Here is a 16794-nt window from a genome sequence, read left to right as displayed (position 1 = left end):
ACCCGGTAGGTGCCTCTGGATGTTGTTAGTGCGAACGACGCCTTCGCCGACCGGGTGGTCGGCTCGGCAGATGCGCCGGCCCACGGTTGTCACGCGGTCTCTGCCGCACCCCTCGGCGACTAAGCCCCAGGATGCGTTGTTGCGCAATGCGCTCCTGCCGAAGACAGCGGCCACCATCCACGCCCCGACCGTAGCTCCGATCGGCCCTTCGTGCACCCCCGTCACATGGTGTTTACCTTGTCCACGGCGCGTCGCCTCCCAGCTGTGGCGAGCCGTCCCTTGCGTCCCCGTTGGGGGGCCACCCGTCCGCGGCCCCCCAACAGAAGATCAGGCAGCGAGCGCCTGGCGGGAGCGGCTCGCCGGCTCGAAACCAGGCTCCAAGGCCAGATCCAGCACCTCACGCACATCGGTCACCAGATGGACGGTCAGCGCCGCGCGCACCGGCGCGGGCACGTCGTCCAGATCCGGCCCGTTGCGCTGAGGCAACAGGACGGTGGTGAGGCCGGCCCGATGGGCAGCGAGCAGCTTCTGTTTCACTCCGCCGATCGGCAGCACCCGCCCGGTCAGTGACACTTCCCCGGTCATCGCCACGTCCGCACGAACCGGCCGGCCGGACAACAACGACGCCAGCGCCGTCGTCATGGTCACCCCGGCACTCGGCCCGTCCTTGGGCACGGCGCCGGCGGGCACGTGCACATGGACGCCCCGGTCGGCGAGGTCCCCGACGGGCAGCTCCAGCTCGGCCCCATGCGAACGCAGATAGGACAGCGCGATCTGCGCCGACTCCTTCATCACGTCGCCGAGCTGCCCGGTGAGCGTAAGCCCGGCACCGCCGGTCTCCGCGTCGGCCAGCGATGCCTCGACGAACAGCACGTCCCCACCGGCACCGGTGACGGCAAGTCCCGTCGCCACGCCCGGCAACGCGGTGCGTTCCGCCGACTCCGGCGTGAACCTGGGCCGACCCAGGTAGCCGACCAGGTTCGCCGCATCCACCGCGACCGGCAGCGCCGTCTCGCCCAGAGCGACCTGCGCGACGATCTTACGTAGCAGTCGGGCGATCGCCCGCTCCAGATCACGCACTCCGGCCTCACGGGTGTACTCCCCGGCCAGCATCCCGAGCGCGTCATCATCGACGGTGACATCGCTCGCAGCGAGCCCGGCGCGTTCCCGTTGCCGGCGCAGCAGATGGTCACGGGCGATGACAACCTTCTCCTGCTCGGTGTAGCCGTCGAGGCGGATGACCTCCATCCGGTCGAGCAGTGGTGCCGGGATTGCCTCCAACACGTTCGCCGTCGCCAGGAACAGGACGTCGGACAGATCCAGCTCGACCTCGAGGTAGTGATCGCGGAACGTGTGGTTCTGCTCCGGGTCGAGCACTTCCAGCAGCGCCGCGGTCGGGTCACCGCGGTAGTCGGCGGCGAGCTTGTCCACCTCGTCCAACAGCACGACCGGGTTCATCGCGCCGGCCTCACGGATCGCCCGGACAATCCGTCCAGGCAGCGCGCCGACATAGGTACGCCGATGGCCGCGAATCTCCGCCTCATCCCGCACCCCACCGAGCGCGACCCGGACGAATGATCGGCCCATCGCCCGCGCGATCGATTCACCGAGCGATGTCTTGCCCACTCCCGGCGGCCCGGTCAGTGCCAGCACCGCTCCGCCCCGCCGGCCACCGACCACCCCGAGCCCCGCATCCGCCCGTCGGCGGCGCACCGCCAGATGCTCGATGACCCGGTCCTTGACGTCCTCCAACCCCGCATGATCGGCGTCGAGCACGGCCCGAGCGGCAACGATGTCGTACGAATCCTCGGCGCGCACGTTCCACGGCAGGTCGAGAACCGTGTCCAGCCAGGTGCGGATCCAGCCGCCCTCCGGCGAGGACTCGGCGGTGCGCTCGAGCTTGTCGACTTCCTTGACGGCTGCCGCCCGCACCTTCTCGGGCAGCTCCGCGGCTTCGATCCGGGCGCGGTAGTCCGCCGGCTCCGACCCGCCACCGGCGCCGCCGCCGGCTTCGGACCCGTCGAGGTCCGCAAGCTCCTTACGCACCGCAGCCAACTGACGGCGCAGCAGGAACTCACGTTGCTGGCGGTCCATCCCCTCCTGAACGTCCCGGCGGATGGTCTCGGCCACGTCCAGCTCCGCGAGGTGCTCTTTCGTCCACTCCACCAGACGCTGCAGCCGGGTACCGACCGCGGGCGTACCGAGCAGCTCGATCTTCTGCGCCGTGTTCAGATAGGCGGCGTAACCGGCCGTGTCGGCAAGCACGGACGGATCAGTGATCGTCGACACGGAGTCGACGACCTGCCACGCGCCACGCTGGCGCAGCAGATCGGTGACCAACGCCTTGTACTCCCGCGCCAGCCCCTCAGCGGCTTCGGCGGCTTCGTCCGCACCACCCTCGAGATCACGAACCTCGGCCCAGCTCACCTGAGCCCCGCGGCCATCGTCTGCTTCGTCTTCGGACGTCGGCTCGCCTGCCGTCGGGGCCGGACGCAGACCGACGACGCTCACGCGAGACGCCCCCCGCACCACCGCAGCCGAGCCACCACGCGGCAGCCGCCCGGTCTGCTCGATGACGCCGACCGCGGCGACCTCCGCGAGCTGACCGTCAACCCGTGGCACCAGCAGCACCTCCGCACCGGCCGCGCCGGGCCGGCTGGAGATGCCCGGCGCCCGGGCATCGGACGCGCCGGGTGACCTACCGGCACGGGCGGCGTGTACGGCCGCACGGGTTTCGTCGTCGGCCAGGTCAAGGGACACCACCATGCCCGGCAGGACGACAGCGTCATCCAGCGGCAGTACGGGCAACACCCGGTTCTGTGCCATGCGGTCCACCCTCAGGTCAGGAAGTTGAGTCACCTTGGCTTAACTCAGGTCAGTCTGTCAATGTTCCGAAGTCTGATCGCTGTGGGCGAACAGCCTTCTCGATGACCAGCGGACCTCTCACCGCCCGACCCCCAGCGGACGCCCCGGCCCCCGGCCCGCGGTTCCGCGGAACCGCGCAACATCAGCCCATCCCACCCCAAGCCGACCACACCAAGATCACATGGAGTCGACCCAACCTGGCGAGCCAGCCTCGCTCGATCAAATACCCGGCCAAGGACAGCCATGCGATTCGGTACCAGGTCACGACCACGCCCACGAGCACCGCAAACTTCGGACACACGTTCGAAAAAAATCGCTCAGATGGTCGAAAATTCGGCGGGCGTGTGGAAGGCTGAGACCTGCCAGCCTCCGCATCGCCTCACCCCTGAACCGGTGATGACCATGACTGCCACACCCTGCTCGAACGCGTCCCCATCCTCGGAGCACGACTACGCCTTCGGCCCGATCGTCGATGGATGCGAGGTGGAGCGCGCCCCGCTGAGCGAGGTGGAGGACACGATCCTCCGCTGGTCTTCTCGGCTCGCTGCTGCTTCCTGTACCTGGCTGCGTGTGATCGCCACGTTCGACCGCCGCCAGGGCTGGGCCGGCCTCGGGATCTCCTCCTGCGCGCACTGGCTGGCGCTGCACTGCGGGCTCGATCTACGCACCGCCCGTGAGCAGCTCGCCACCGCTCATGCACTGGAGAAGCTCCCCGCCATCAGTGCCGCCTTTGCGCTGGGCGAGCTGTCCTATTCGAAGGTCCGCGCCATCACCCGCATCGCCACCTCGGGCAACGAGACCGAGTGGCTGGATCATGCCCGGCGGATGACCGCGGGAAAGCTGGAACGGCTGGCCTCTCGTCGTCGCCAGCAGGCGGCCGACCCCGGCAAGCTGCGCGCAGCCCGCACGCTCAAGGTCCGTTCCACTCCCGATGGCATGGTGCGTATCGTCGCCACCCTCGCGCCCGATGACGCGGCGATCCTGCTCGGCGCCCTGGACGCCGCGGGTGTCAGCCTGGAGACCGGGCAGGACACGCCCCCGGCTCCGGCCGGGCCGCCTTCCGATGGAGAGATCGTCCACGCTCCTCGGGGGCAGGTCCGCGATGCTGATGCTCTGATCGCACTGGCCGAGGCCTTCCTGCACCACGGGGCGCCGGCGCTTCAGGACTCTCCGCACAACCTGACCTGCCACATCATCGCCCCCGGCCCTGAACTCGAGTCAGAGCCCGGTGATCAGGAGGTTCCGCAGAACATCAGCCCCGGCGGGCCCAGGGCTGCGAAGCACACGAAGGATCGCCCGCATGGGCGCTTTCCCGCCGGTATCGCGTCCGCCCTCGGCTCGAGCATCGGGCTGCCTGCCGGCATGGTCAGCCGGCTGGGCTGCGACGCCCTGATCCGCGCCCTGATCACCGACAGCAAGGGGAACCCACTGCACCTGGGTCGACGCAACCGTCAGCCCACCAGCCGCCTACGCGATGCCGTGTACGCCCGCGATCAGGGAACCTGCCAGTTCCCCTCCTGCGAGCACACGCGGTGGCTCCAGATCCATCACTGCCGTGAGTGGCACGCCGACGAGGGCGAAACCGATATCGAGGTGTTGCTGCTTGTGTGCGGCTCCCACCACCGCGCCGTTCACGACCTGGGGCTCACGCTCAGTCGTGACCATGACGGCCTGGTCACCGTCCGAGCACCTGATGGACGCATGCTCCCGTCCGCCCCTGCTCCCACCGAGCAGCCTGCCAGCGCGAGCAGCCGATACGGGCTCACAGCGTAGGCATGGATCATTCGATGTCGAACAGACCCTGCCGGACGGCGTACATCACGGCTTCCATCCGAGAGTGCAGTTGGAGCTTGTCGAGGATGTTGCGCACGTGGTTCTTGACTGTGTTCTCGCTGATGAACAGCTTGCGGGCGATCTCGCGATTGGCTCGGCCCTCGGCCACGAGGCGCAGGACCTCCAGCTCGCGGGCGGTCAGATGCGGGGCCGGGGCTCGGGGGCGATCGTCCGAGCCCCGGGCCATGGTGGCGAACTCGACCATCAGCTTCGATGCCATCGACGGGCTGATCAGGCTCTGCCCGTTGTGCACAGCGCGGACGGCGTCAGCGACCTCGTGCGGCGGGATGGACTTGAGCAGGTATCCCACCGCTCCTGCCTTGATCGCCTCGAAAAGGTCCGACTCCTCGTCTGACATCGTCAGCATGACGATCCTGGTCCGTGGAACCGCCCGGCGGATGGCACTGGCCGCAGCGATGCCGTCGCGGCCGGGCATGCGGACGTCCATCAGGACGATGTCCGGCAGCGTGCCGGAGGCAAGTGACAGCGCCTCCTGTCCGTCGCCGGCCCGGCCAACGACGCTGATGTCCTCCTCAATCTCCAGAACGGTCTGCAGGCCTTGAAGAAAGAGCTCATGGTCATCTACGACGAGGACCCGAATCGGCACGGAGCCCTCGACAGTGCCGGCCTCAGCGGCCGACGGCGGCACGACACTGGCCGTCATCACACACCCGGGTGTCAGGGGCGAAACGTCCGGCCCATGACGCGGACGCGAACGAAAGAGGGTTCGGACACTCATCCACTCTACGTGATGAAGGACATACCAGTGGTCGCGGCAGCGCTCGCCAGGCGGTGGCGCCGATCCCCGATAAAGCATCCGACATGCCGGAATAATACGGGGCACGAGTGTGGCGAGCTGAGGGTATCGGCGGGTTCGTCCGCGATGCGGCAGTCGTTTCGACGGCCCGGCCGGCCGGCCGGCCGCGAACAGGGCACCACCGGACCCACAGATCACCCTAAATCGGACGCCAGCGGCGGACAGCGGGATTACACGGCGACTCGCCCATGACCATCCGTCATTTGGGCAACCTGGATATTTATTAGGGTAATAAATGAGCGAGGCGAACCATCAAATATCTAATGCTGCCAGCTGCCCGTCCGGTGGCGCATTTGTCGCCGTTGCGAGCGTCAGGCGCGGTGTTACAGGCCGTGCTCGGCGAGCGGACCGATGCGCAGGCCGGCGTCGTCGCACCGGGCAACGAGCTCGGGCAGGGCTCCCAGTGCACTGCGCCATGCGCCGGGCGCGGAGGTGCAGTCACTGTCGTGCAGCAGCACAGTGGCGCCACCACGCAGATCGGGGGCGAGGGTGGCGAGAACGGTGCCCGGGGTGGCCGATGCCGTCCAGTCCCGTCCCCAGGCCGACCAGAGCACGGGGGTGAGCTCCAGCCTGCGGGCAGCCAGCAGCACCCCAGATGACAGGATGCCGTGCGGTGGGCGGACATGGCGGGGCGGGCGGCCGGTCACCTCGGCGATCAGATCGCGGGTGCGGGCAAGCTGGTCGTGGGTCGAACGGGGGCCACGCAGCAGCATGGGGCGGTGGTCCCAGCCATGCACGCCGAGTTCGTGCCCGGCTGCGGCTATCTCTCCCGCCAGACCTGGCGCGCGCTGCACCTGGCTGCCCAGGACGAAGAACGTGGCCCGCACCTCCACCTCGGCAAGCACGTCAAGGAACAATGGGGTGGATGCCGGGTCAGGACCGTCATCGAAGGTGAGCGCGACGTGGTCGGGCGCGCCGATCCCGGCCAGGCGCGGGGTGAGCCGTATCCGGGCGCGACGCAGGGTTGCCAGCGATGGCAGCCCGTAGGCGAGCCCGGCCGTCGCGCCGACCGTCACCATCAGAGGTACGCCGGAGGGCCGCATGCCGAGACTGTCCCATACGGGCGGTGGATATGAGTCCGGTCACGTTGCCCGGCTGCGAGGTCTGGTAAGTGGGGGTACGGGTCGTACTGGATCCGAGAGCAGGAGAGGAGGCGATGGTGACCACTGACGGCACAACGGCATTATCGGTACCCAGCAAGGAGGCGATGCTGGCGGCGTGGTTCCTCTCCGGCGACGAACGGGGCAACCCGGACACAGCTCTGGATCACCGCCGCGGCGACGATCGGCCATGGACGACCGGTAATCAGGTCGTGGCGCTCATCCATGGTCGGGAGTACTTCAGTCGACTGCTGGCAACTGTCGAGAGCCTTGATGCCGGCGATCTGCTTCTGTTCACCGACTGGCGCGGAGATCTCGACCAGCGCCTCGACGGTGCCGGGTCCGAGGTTGGCGAGGTGCTGGGGCGGGCGGCCCAGCGTGGGGTGGCGGTGCGCGGGCTGGTGTGGCGCTCGCATCTGGAGCTGCTGTCGTTCAGCTCGAAGCCGAACCGGATGCTGGCCGAACGGCTGGGGCAGGCGGGGGCTCAGGTCGCGTTGGACCAGCGAGTACGCGCCGGCGGCTCGCACCACCAAAAGCTCGTGATCGCGCGCCGCGGCGGCGACCCGGGCGGTGGCGTGGCGTTCGCCGGCGGCATCGACCTGTGCTACAACCGGCGCGACGACGCCGCCCACGCCGGTGATCCGCAGAGCCAGCCGATCGCGAAGCCCTACGGTGATGCTCCGCCCTGGCACGACCTGCAGGTCGAGGTGCACGGCCCGGCGGTCGGCGATCTGGAGTACACGTTTCGCGAGCGGTGGGACGATCCGACGTCGTTGGAGAACCCCAACCCGCTGCGCCGGCTGTTCTACCGGCTGCGCCCGGTGGCGACGGTCACCGAACCGCTGCCCGACCCGCAGCCCGATCCACCGGAGGTGGGCTCGCACAACGTCCAGATTCTGCGGACCTATCCGCGGCGACGGTGGGGGCCGTATCCGTTCGCCCAGGCCGGTGAGCGCTCGATTGCCCGCGCCTACCAGAAGGTGCTGCGACGAGCCAGCCGGCTGATCTACCTGGAGGACCAGTACATGTGGTCCTCCGAGGTCGCCCGACTGTTCGCCGACGCGCTGCGCCGCTCTCCGCGACTACACCTGATCATCGTGGTGCCGCGGCATCCGACCCAGGGCGGCGCGCTGTCGCTGCCACCGAACCTGGTCGGACGCCAGCAGGCCCTCGAGGTGTGCCGGGCCGCGGGCGGTGACCGGGTCGCGGTGTACGACGTGGAGAACCACGCCGGTACACCCGTCTACGTCCATTCCAAGGCGGTGACGGTCGACGACGTCTGGGCCTCGGTGGGTTCGGACAATCTCAACCGCCGCTCCTGGACGCATGACAGCGAGCTCGCGGTGGCGACCATCGACGACGAGCTCGACCTGCGGGAGCCTCGCGACCCGGGCGGGCTCGGCGACGGCGCTCGGGTGTACGCCCGCGACCTGCGGCTGCAGCTATGGCGGGAGCATCTGGACTGGGACGGCCCCGACGACGATCTGCTCGACCCGGAGACGGGGTTCGCACTGTTCCGCGATCGGGCGGCGGCGCTGGCTGACTGGCACGCGGGTGGGCGGGTCGGCGACCGTCCGCCGGGCCGGGTCGTTCCGCACGCTCCGCAGCGGCTCGGCCGGGTCCAACAGGCGTGGGCCAACTCGCTCTACCACGCGATCTACGACCCGGACGGCCGGCCCCGTCGGATGCGGACCGCCGGGCGATGGTGAACGGCCGGACCGGCCGGTTCAGCCCGATCTCGTGGATGTTCGTGGCAGCCGTGGTGCTCGTCGCGGGCACCTGGGTCGTGCAACATCCATCGACGCGGAGTCGGCCGGGCATGGATCCGCGAGTGGTGTTGTGGGGAGACTCGCTGGCCTGGGAAGCCGAGCCCGTGTTCACCCGGGAGGTACAGGCCGACCGCAAGGCCACCGCGCTGGTTCGGACCTGGGGCGGCACCGCCCCCTGCGACTGGCTGTCGGACGTTCCGGTCCAGATCCACGCGTTCCACCCGACGGTCACGGCGCTGGCGTTCTCCGGCAACCAGGGCTCCGCCTGTATGCGCGGCCGGGACCTGATCGGCGCCTACCGGGCGGATATCAGCCATGCCATCGACCTGCTGACCACAGCCGGAGTCGCCGTCGTACTGGTGGAGGCGCCACCCCGCGCGGACCAGCCGGTCGACGCGGCGGGCCGCACGGCGCTGGACCGGGTCTGGCAGCAGCTCGCCGTCGAGCATCCGCACGTCACAGTGGCCGCGGCCGGACGGACGGTGACAGACAACGGCAGGTTCACCCCCACCCTGCGCTGCAGGGCAGGCGAAACCTGCGGACCCAGCGGGTTCGTCACCGTCCGCGGCCCGGACGGTACCCACTTCTGCCCGGTGACAATGCCGCCGATGGTCCGGTGCCCGATCCCGTCGCCGGGGGCCGCCCGCTACGGGACGGCGATCGCCCAGGCGACGCTGGCCGTCGGCAGCTCGGGCTCAGGCGACCCGGCGGGCAGTCGTCGCGATGCGGCGTCCCGTGACGGAACGGCGGTGCAGGCCGAGATCGTCACGCCAGGACAGGTAGGTGCGATCCGGCATCCCTAGCGCGGACAGCCGGTCGGCGAGATCGGCCGCGAACGTCTCGGCCTCCTCCGGCCGGCGCAGGGCAAGGGCGAGGCCGTGCTCGTCAACAGCAGTGATACCAGCCCGTTCCTGCAGGTCAGCGTCGACAAGCTGGTCGACGAGTTCGTCGGGCCCGGAGAGCTCTCGAGGCAGCTCCGGCCATGCGACGTCAACGACGAGCGCAGCATTCGTCAACATGACGACCTCCCTGGATGGCTGTCGAGGATCTCCCCCGGCCACGGGAGGTCGAATCATGCCATCGCGGAATTCCCCGCTGTGAACGCCTGCCAGAGCCGGGCGTACGCGCCGCCGGCATCGACGAGCTCGGCGTGGGTGCCCTGTTCGGCGATCCGTCCACCGGCCATGACGACGACCCGGTCGGCACGGGCGGCGGTGGTGAGCCGATGGGCGATGACGATCGTGGTCCGCCGGGTGGTGACCGCCTGGGCGGCGGCGGTGACGGCGGCCTCGGTGGCGAGGTCGAGGGCGGCGGTGGCCTCGTCGAACAGCAGGATGTCCGGATCGGCGAGTTCGGCGCGGGCCAGCGCGAGCAGCTGACGCTGCCCGGCGGACAGGCCGCGACCACGTTCGCCGACGGGATGGTCGTAGCCCTCGGGCAGCGACGCGATGAACGTCTCGGCGCCGACGGCCTGCGCGGCGGCCCGGACCTGCTCGTCGGAGGCGTCCGGGCGGGCGTAGGCGATGGCGTCGCGGACGGTTCCGGAGAACACGAACGGCTCCTGCGGGACGATGCCCAGGCGCCGCCGGTAGCCGGACAGATCGAACTCACGCACGTCCACGCCGTCGATGCGGATCGCCCCACCGGTGACGTCGTAGAACCGGGCGACGAGCTTGAGCACCGTCGACTTGCCCGCCCCGGTTTCCCCGACGAACGCGACGGTCTCCCCCGGCGCGATCCGCAGACTCACCCCGTCCACCGCCCGGGTTTTCGCCGCCATCCCGGCCACCGTGTAACCGAACGTCACATCGTCGAGGACGATGTCGCCGGTGAGGCGGCCGACGGCCCGTGGATGCTCCGCCGGCGGGGTGGACGTGGGCGTGCGCAGCAGGTCTGACAGCCGGCGCAGGCCCACCATGGCCTGCTGGTAGCCGTCGAACACCTGCGACAGCTGCTGGACGGGCGAGAAGAACAGGTTGACGTACAGCATGAACGCGAGCAGCCCACCGGCGGTCAGCGTGCCATGGTCGACCAGGTGCGCGCCGACACCGAGCACCAGCGCGAGGGCGATCCGGGACAGGAACTCCACCCCGGGGAAGTAAATCGCGATCATCCGCTGGGCGCGGGTCCGGGACCGCCGGTAGGCGTCGGACAGCTCGCGGAAGCGTTCCTGGTTGACCTGCTCACGACCGAACGCCTGGGCGACCCGCAGCCCGGTGAGGTTCTCCTGCAGGGACGCGTTGACCGCGCTGACCCGCTCCCGCGACTCGGTGTACGCCGCCGACGAGTGCCGTCGGAACACGATGGTCGCCACGATCAGGATCGGCAGCACCGCGACGACGACCAGGGCCAGCTCGGCGTCGAGGATCAGCAGCGCGACCAGCACCCCGAAGAACGACAGCAGGCTGACGATCGCGGTGGTGAGCCCGGTCTGCAGGAACGTGGACAGCGCGTCGACGTCCGTGGTCATCCGGGTCATGATCCGCCCGGCCAGCTCACGCTCGTAGTAGTCCAGCCCGAGCCGCTGCAGCTGTGCGAACGTCTTGACCCGCAGCACGTAGAGCAGCCGCTCACCCATCCGGCCGGTGACCCGGGTCTGCCAGATCTGGATCACCCAGTCGGCGAGGGTGACGGCGAGGGCGATCCCCGCGGTGGCGAACAGCACGTCGCGGGCGCCGGTACTCACCCCGTCGTCAACGGCGTGGCGCACCAGCGCCGGCACGGCAAGCCCGGCAACCGCGTCCAAAGCGACGAGAAGCAGGCCGACCACCAGCGGAATCCGCACCCAGGCCAGCAGCCGCCGCAGTGTGAACCCCGGGTCGGGCGCAGCGGCCGCGGCCTGGTCGATGCCGGGGTCCTCGGTCGCCGGCGGCAGCGCGTCGACCTTGGCGAGCAGGTCCGGTGTCGCCGGCACATCCCCGAACGCACCGCCACCCCCGAACGCCCGCCCCGCCGGCCCGCGAAACGCCTGCCCCCCACCGATCCCACCGCCACCGCGCCCCCCGAACCCACCCCGTCCGCCGTCGGAGCCGGAAACGGAGCCATACCGCCGCCCGGCAGGTATGACCGGTGCCGGTGCCGGTGCCGGGATCGCCGGTGGCTCGGGCGCGGGTTCCTCGGCGGCGAGGTTGTCGCCGGGTCCGGCGAGCAGGCGGCGGAACAGGGGGCAGCGGGCGGCGAGTTCGGCCTCGGTGCCCTGGTCGACGACGCGGCCGGCGTCCAGAACGGCGATGCGGTCGGCGAGGTGCAGGGTGGAGCGCCGGTGGGCGATCAGGATGGTGGTACGCCCGCGCATCGCCTCGGCGAGCGCGGCATGGATCTCGGCCTCGATCCGGGCGTCGACGGCGGACGTGGCGTCGTCGAGGATCAGTACCCGCGGGTCGGTGAGCAGGGCGCGGGCGAGGGCCACCCGCTGGCGCTGCCCGCCGGACAGGGTCAGCCCCTGTTCGCCGACGACGGTGTCGTAGCCGTCGGGCAGGGCGCGGACGAACCCGTCGGCCTGGGCGGCGCGGGCGGCGGCGAAGATCTGGTCGTCGGTGGCGTCCGGCCGACCGTAGCTGATGTTCGCCCGGACGGTGTCGGAGTACAGGAAGCTGTCCTCGAAGACCATGCCGAGCTGGGCGCGCAGACTCGCGAGGGTGAGGGTGCGCACGTCGTGGCCGTCGAGGCGGACGGTTCCGCCCTGCGGGTCGTAGAACCGGGCCAGCAGCTGGGAGATCGTCGACTTGCCCGAACCGGACGTGCCGACGAGCGCGAGCGTCTCCCCCGGCTCGACGCGCAGGCTGACGCCACGCAGCACCGGACGCTGCGACTGGTAGCCGAAGGTGACGTCATCCAGTTCGACGAGGCCGCGGGCGGCCCCGAGGGTGTGCGCGTCCGGTGCGTCGCTGATCGTCGGCCGCGAGTCGATGATCTCGAAGATCCGTACCGTGCTCGCCTTGGCCTGCTGGCCGACGGTGAGCAGTCCCGCGAGGGTGCGGGTGGGCCCGATCAGCGCGCCGAGATAGGTGCTGAACGCGAGGAACGTGCCGAGCGTGATCCGGTCCGTGAGCGCCAGCCACCCGCCGAACGCCAGCACCGCGACCTGCCCCAGCGCGGGCACCGCCTGCATCGCCGCCCCGAACCGGCTGGTGATCCGCACCGCCCGCATCCGCAGTGCGAACAGCAGCCGGGCATGGGTGGCGAGCCGGTCAAGCTCCCGCGACTCCTGCCCGAACCCCTTCACCACCCGCACGCCCGCGACCGCCTCCTCGACGGCTCCCGCAACCTCGCCCGCCTGTTGCTGCGCCGCCCAGGTCGCCGGAAACACGGTGTGCCGCGCCCGAAGGCCAAGGAAGTACAGCACCGGCCCCATCGCCACCGCGATCAGCGTCAGCAGCGGCGAGAGCCAGGCCATCGCCGCCATGGACGCGAAGAACAGCACGACGTTCCCGGTCACCATCGGCAGGTACGACAGCAGACCCTGGATCGCCGTCACATCGGAGATCGCCCGCGACACCACCTGCCCCGTGGACAGCTGGTCCTGCCGGTTGCCGTCGAGGCGCTCGATCGTCGCGAACACCGCATCCCGCAGGTCGTACTGCACGTCCAGCGACAGCTTCCCGCCGACGAACCGCCGCACGTAGGCAAACCCGAAGATCAGCACGCCGGACGCCAGCAGCACCGCCAGATACGGCGCCAGCGCATGCCGGTGTGTGATCACCACGTTGTCGATGACCGACCGCTCCACCAGCGGCACCGCCGCGGTCACCAGCGTCCCGAGCAGCGCCGATCCGAAGGCCAACATCGCGTTGCGCCGGTAGACCAGCACCGCCCCCAGCAACCGCCGCACCCACCCGCGATCCCGCTCTGCTTCGGGCGGTGCCTGCTGCACGGGTGCGCCGGCGTCGGCGCCGAACCCGGACACGTCGGACACCCCAGGGGTCAGCTGTGACGCCTGGGGCATGGATGCCGATACCTCGGTGCTCGCGGCGAACCTCCAGGATGTACGGGCGCGGCAACAGCCACGTCAGATCGCGCGATGGGCGGCGGACGGCACCGGCCCGCGACCGCCGCTTCGACGTTACGTCCATCGGCGTCCGTGCACGGCCCAGTCAGTGTCTATCAGCGCAACATTCCCGCAACGCCGTTGATGCCCACGCCGCCGCGCCCCGGACCACACCCCGCCCCGCCTCCGCCCACCGATCACACCCCGATCCGGCTCGACTTCCGTCCGCCACCACGATTCTGATCATGGTGTTCCGCGGAATCACCAGAGCCCCCATCGCCGACGACGGGCCGAGCTTGCCCGCCATGACCGACCTATCCAGCAGATCGGACCCACCCCCCCGGCCACACCCCCCGCGCCGCCTGGTACAGTTCTCCATGTCGACGCGGCAACCGCACGGGAACGCGAAGGCAACGCGCCGTTAGCTCAATTGGCAGAGCAGCGGACTCTTAATCCGCGGGTTCGGGGTTCAAGTCCCTGACGGCGCACCCGCTCCCACCAGCCCCTACGGCACGGTCCTGCCGTATCGCTGATCCTTCTTGGCAGCCACGCTGGCAGCCAAAGAGCACACAGCCATCATTCGGCCTCTGGCTCTTCCTTCGTCTCTTCCTCTGGCTTCTGCTGGAGCTTGTCACTGTTCGTGGTGTCCCACAGTGTCGCCGCCATCCGGTCCGCGGCGTCGGTGGACAGCTCCGGCGCGACGTGGCTGTAGGTGCCGAGGGTCAGACTGATCGGCGAGTGTCCCATGATCTCCATGACGACTCGGGGGTGGACCTTCTGCGCGAGTAGAAGGCTTGCCATGGTGTGACGTGCGTCGTGTAGCCGGGCTGCCCGGACGCCCGCCGCGTCGAGGAGTGCCTTCCAGGCCCGATGATCGGCGCTGGGGTCGATCGGGTGGCCGGTCGGCTGCGTGAACACCAAATCGTGCTCGTTGCGCCAAGCGCTGCCGGCCGCTTCCGCTTCCTGGCGTTGGGTCGCACGGTGTGCGCGCTGGTCAGTCGCCAGGCCGGGTGGGAGCACGATGGTTCGCCGGCCCGCCCGGGACTTCGGCTGGACGATGACCAGTCCCCCGCCGGTACGCCGGGGGCACCTGCGGGGCGTCCCGCAGGACGAGATGTCCCCGCAGCCGTGCGCCCACGCACGTCGTTGTAGATGGCTCCTTCGCCGGCGCCGCGCCGGCCCTTGCGCGCAGGCATCAGGCCACGTCCAGCGGGTTGCCGGTGGGCCATTCCGGACCGGTGCGGTTACGCCGCGCACGCCGGGTGGCATGAACAACGAGTAGAGGGCACACCAGCGCACAGCCGGGAGACTTGACCAGGTCGCTCCGCTTCCCGGACAGCCCTACCCGGGCGGCCTGCCAGCGGCGGGACCTTCTGTGGTCACCCGTCGAGAGAGTTTCGAGCAGCTTCAAGACTGTTACGGATCGTCATGACACTCGGGTGGTCGGGTGGTCGGGGCCGTAGACGGCTTCGTCGATGGCCAGAGCACGGTGGAGCAGAGGCAGCGTCTCGGCGGCCTAGCCGTGTTCCTGAAGGTAGGTCGCCCCCCCGATAGCACAGCCACATCAGGTCACCGACTTCCGTAGGCACACCCGCCTCGGAAGTACTCGACGATCCGCCCGGATGAGGTACCCGGCCGAGCAACGTCAGCCTCGACCCCTGGAAGATCGACCTGATGGTGAAGGTCGCCCTCGTCATCCTCCGCACCGACCACGGCCGCACCACCTGAAGCACCACCGGCACATGCCGTTGTGGTTAGACATCGCAACGGATGGTTGCAGGGAAGGCCCACTACGAACTCGGAGCCAACGCTGACTCGCATCTGCGGCTGACGGCTGCCTTCACCGAACTCACCCTCGCGATCCGACAGCAGCCCCGACGGGGTCTGGCACTCCCAACCTCCCCAGAACGTCAGCCCCGCACAGGATGGTCTGCACCGATAGCGGCCGATTGGCTACAGTTAGCCTATCTAGGGGATGACCGCAGCCTGCGCCTTCGAGGATCCTCGGCGGCCGCCAGCGAGAGGGGAGAGGTGGGGCTGCGTCGGTAGACCGCGACCATGTGGAGCGAGTGCTACCCGACCGCTACGAACTATACAGCCGGCTTGGCAGTGGCGGTTTCGGTGACGTGTTCCAGGCCCTGGACCGTCGACTGGATCGGTTGGTCGCGGTCAAAGCGATGACCGTGGAGAGTGCCGACGAACGCCAGCGCGCCGGTGCCGAAGCGAAGGTCTTGGCTCGACTAAACCATCCCCACCTGGTCAAAATCTTCGATGCGGACGACATCGATGACCTCTTCCTGTTGTTCATGGAATTCGTCGACGGTCAATCCCTAAACAAAATCAACAGCACTCTCCCGCCGGAAACAGTGTGCGGATCGGACTGGCGGCCGCTGATGCATTAGCGTATGTGCACGGCACGCAGATACTGCACCGCGATATCAAACCGGCAAACCTGCTCCTCAGCAACGACGGCACCCTGAAGATCGTCGATTTCGGGATCGCGAAGCTGCTGGAGCACACCGCCGCGTTCGGCAGGACCGGGACGCCGTTCTGGATGGCGCCGGAACAGCGGAACTTCGGCGTGCTCGGCCCGGCTACGGATCGGTACTCCCTTGGGCTGGTGCTGTACGCGTTGTTCACCGGTCAGCAGCCGGCACGTCCCCATGTCGAGCCGCTGACCGGTGTGCACCCAGCGCTGGCCGGGGTGGTCATGCGGGCGGTGGAGGAGGATATCGACGCGCGATACCCGTCAGCGCAGGAGTTCGCGGTCGCGCTTGCTGAGGCTGCCGTGGAGGCGTTCGAGGCTGACTGGCTCACACGCAGTGGTCTGATCCTGGGGGTGGATGACGCGGTCCGGGAGGCGGCTACCCGCCTGCCGTCCCCACCGAATCCCGCCGCCGGACCGGTCGACCGGGCCCGTAGCACGTCGCAGGCGCCGTCCCCTGGCCATCATCGCTAGCTTCCTGACGGCGCTGCTCGCTGTCGTCGCGGCCGTTGTCCTGCTGACCGAATCCAGCCCCGCACTGGTCATCGCCTCCTCGCTGATTACTACTGTGGCCGGTACCGGGACGGGCGGGTTTTCCGGGGACGGCGGCCCGGCCACCCACGCCCAACTCGGGAATCCGTCCGGGGTGGCGGTCGATACCACCGGCGCCCTCTACATCGCCGACTGGGGCAGCAACCGGGTGCGCCGGGTCGGCACCGACGGAACGATCACCACTGTGGCCGGTACCGGTGCCCCCGGGTCGTCCGGGGACGGCGGGCCGGCCACCCACGCCCAACTTAGGAATCCGAACGGAGTGGCGGTCGATACCACCGGCGCCCTCTACATCGCCGACCAGGACAACAACCGGGTGCGCCGGGTCGGCACCGACGGAACGATCACCACTGTGGCCGGTACCGGTGCCCCCGGGTCGTCCGGGG

At 69.6% G+C, this 16794-nt stretch carries 9 protein-coding genes, 1 tRNA gene and 2 pseudogenes; 6 read left to right on the top strand and 6 right to left on the bottom strand.

Annotated features, from left to right (window positions below; genetic code table 11):
• Positions 1–327: 327 nt before the first annotated feature.
• Positions 328–2826, bottom strand: coding sequence for an endopeptidase La (gene lon / locus ND747_RS03080; RefSeq protein ID WP_251731590.1), 2499 nt, complete (start codon positions 2824–2826; stop codon positions 328–330).
• 441 nt (positions 2827–3267) lie between these two features.
• Here lon and ND747_RS03075 point away from each other — a divergent pair, with 441 nt between their 5' ends.
• Entirely contained in the window at positions 3268–4638 is a 1371-nt protein-coding gene (locus ND747_RS03075; RefSeq protein WP_251731588.1) for an HNH endonuclease signature motif containing protein, read from the top strand.
• A gap of 7 nt (positions 4639–4645) precedes the next feature.
• Here the strand turns inward: ND747_RS03075 and ND747_RS03070 are convergent, their stop codons facing one another.
• Entirely contained in the window at positions 4646–5362 is a 717-nt protein-coding gene (locus ND747_RS03070; protein WP_251731586.1) for a response regulator transcription factor, read from the bottom strand.
• 476 nt (positions 5363–5838) lie between these two features.
• Positions 5839–6534 (bottom strand): polysaccharide deacetylase family protein, encoded by a 696-nt coding sequence (locus tag ND747_RS03065; RefSeq protein WP_251731585.1) that lies wholly within the window; start codon positions 6532–6534, stop codon positions 5839–5841.
• A 137-nt stretch (positions 6535–6671) separates the two neighbouring features.
• Here ND747_RS03065 and ND747_RS03060 point away from each other — a divergent pair, with 137 nt between their 5' ends.
• Together ND747_RS03060 and ND747_RS03055 are read left to right on the top strand one after the other, a co-directional pair.
• On the top strand, positions 6672–8324 hold the full coding sequence (locus ND747_RS03060; RefSeq protein ID WP_251731583.1) for a phospholipase D family protein: 1653 nt from the start codon (positions 6672–6674) through the stop codon (positions 8322–8324).
• Positions 8318–9187, top strand: coding sequence for a hypothetical protein (locus ND747_RS03055; RefSeq protein ID WP_251731581.1), 870 nt, complete (start codon positions 8318–8320; stop codon positions 9185–9187). The genes ND747_RS03060 and ND747_RS03055 overlap by 7 nt, the downstream gene beginning before the upstream one ends.
• On the opposite strand, the gene ND747_RS03050 is transcribed toward ND747_RS03055, so the two are convergent.
• Both ND747_RS03050 and ND747_RS03045 read right to left on the bottom strand, forming a co-directional pair.
• Positions 9080–9403: a hypothetical protein gene (locus ND747_RS03050; RefSeq protein WP_251731579.1), complete on the bottom strand. Its 324-nt coding sequence runs from the start codon at positions 9401–9403 to the stop codon at positions 9080–9082. The genes ND747_RS03055 and ND747_RS03050 overlap by 108 nt on opposite strands.
• 53 nt (positions 9404–9456) lie before the next feature.
• Entirely contained in the window at positions 9457–13329 is a 3873-nt protein-coding gene (locus ND747_RS03045; protein ID WP_251731577.1) for an ABC transporter ATP-binding protein, read from the bottom strand.
• Between the two features lie 457 nt (positions 13330–13786).
• On the opposite strand from ND747_RS03045, the gene ND747_RS03040 reads away from it, so the two are divergent.
• Positions 13787–13859: transfer RNA gene (locus ND747_RS03040), tRNA-Lys, on the top strand.
• A gap of 88 nt (positions 13860–13947) precedes the next feature.
• Here the strand turns inward: ND747_RS03040 and ND747_RS03035 are convergent.
• Complete coding sequence (locus ND747_RS03035) at positions 13948–14640, bottom strand: site-specific integrase (RefSeq protein ID WP_251731618.1); 693 nt, start codon at positions 14638–14640, stop codon at positions 13948–13950.
• 791 nt (positions 14641–15431) lie between these two features.
• Between ND747_RS03035 and ND747_RS29645 the strand changes: the two are divergent.
• Positions 15432–16046, top strand: a pseudogene (locus ND747_RS29645) (serine/threonine-protein kinase); the annotation flags it as partial.
• Between the two features lie 168 nt (positions 16047–16214).
• A pseudogene (locus ND747_RS29985) lies at positions 16215–16694 on the top strand (serine/threonine protein kinase); the annotation flags it as partial.
• Positions 16695–16794 lie beyond the last annotated feature (100 nt).

This window comes from Frankia sp. R82 (assembly GCF_023716925.1).
Taxonomy (GTDB): domain Bacteria; phylum Actinomycetota; class Actinomycetes; order Frankiales; family Frankiaceae; genus Frankia.
This window is presented reverse-complemented; position numbering and strand designations above follow the sequence as displayed.

What these genes read in the sequence shown, in the direction of transcription:
- ND747_RS03070 (WP_251731586.1), bottom strand. Translation starts at nt 5,362, where the DNA reads ATGACGGCCAGTGTCGTGCCGCCGTCGGCCGCTGAGGCCGGCACTGTC.
- ND747_RS03045 (WP_251731577.1), bottom strand. Translation starts at nt 13,329, where the DNA reads ATGCCCCAGGCGTCACAGCTGACCCCTGGGGTGTCCGACGTGTCCGGG.
- lon (WP_251731590.1), bottom strand. Translation starts at nt 2,826, where the DNA reads ATGGCACAGAACCGGGTGTTGCCCGTACTGCCGCTGGATGACGCTGTC.
- ND747_RS03065 (WP_251731585.1), bottom strand. Translation starts at nt 6,534, where the DNA reads ATGGTGACGGTCGGCGCGACGGCCGGGCTCGCCTACGGGCTGCCATCG.
- ND747_RS03050 (WP_251731579.1), bottom strand. Translation starts at nt 9,403, where the DNA reads ATGTTGACGAATGCTGCGCTCGTCGTTGACGTCGCATGGCCGGAGCTG.
- ND747_RS03055 (WP_251731581.1), top strand. Translation starts at nt 8,318, where the DNA reads ATGGTGAACGGCCGGACCGGCCGGTTCAGCCCGATCTCGTGGATGTTC.
- ND747_RS03035 (WP_251731618.1), bottom strand. Translation starts at nt 14,640, where the DNA reads ATGCCACCCGGCGTGCGCGGCGTAACCGCACCGGTCCGGAATGGCCCA.
- ND747_RS03060 (WP_251731583.1), top strand. Translation starts at nt 6,672, where the DNA reads ATGGTGACCACTGACGGCACAACGGCATTATCGGTACCCAGCAAGGAG.
- ND747_RS03075 (WP_251731588.1), top strand. Translation starts at nt 3,268, where the DNA reads ATGACTGCCACACCCTGCTCGAACGCGTCCCCATCCTCGGAGCACGAC.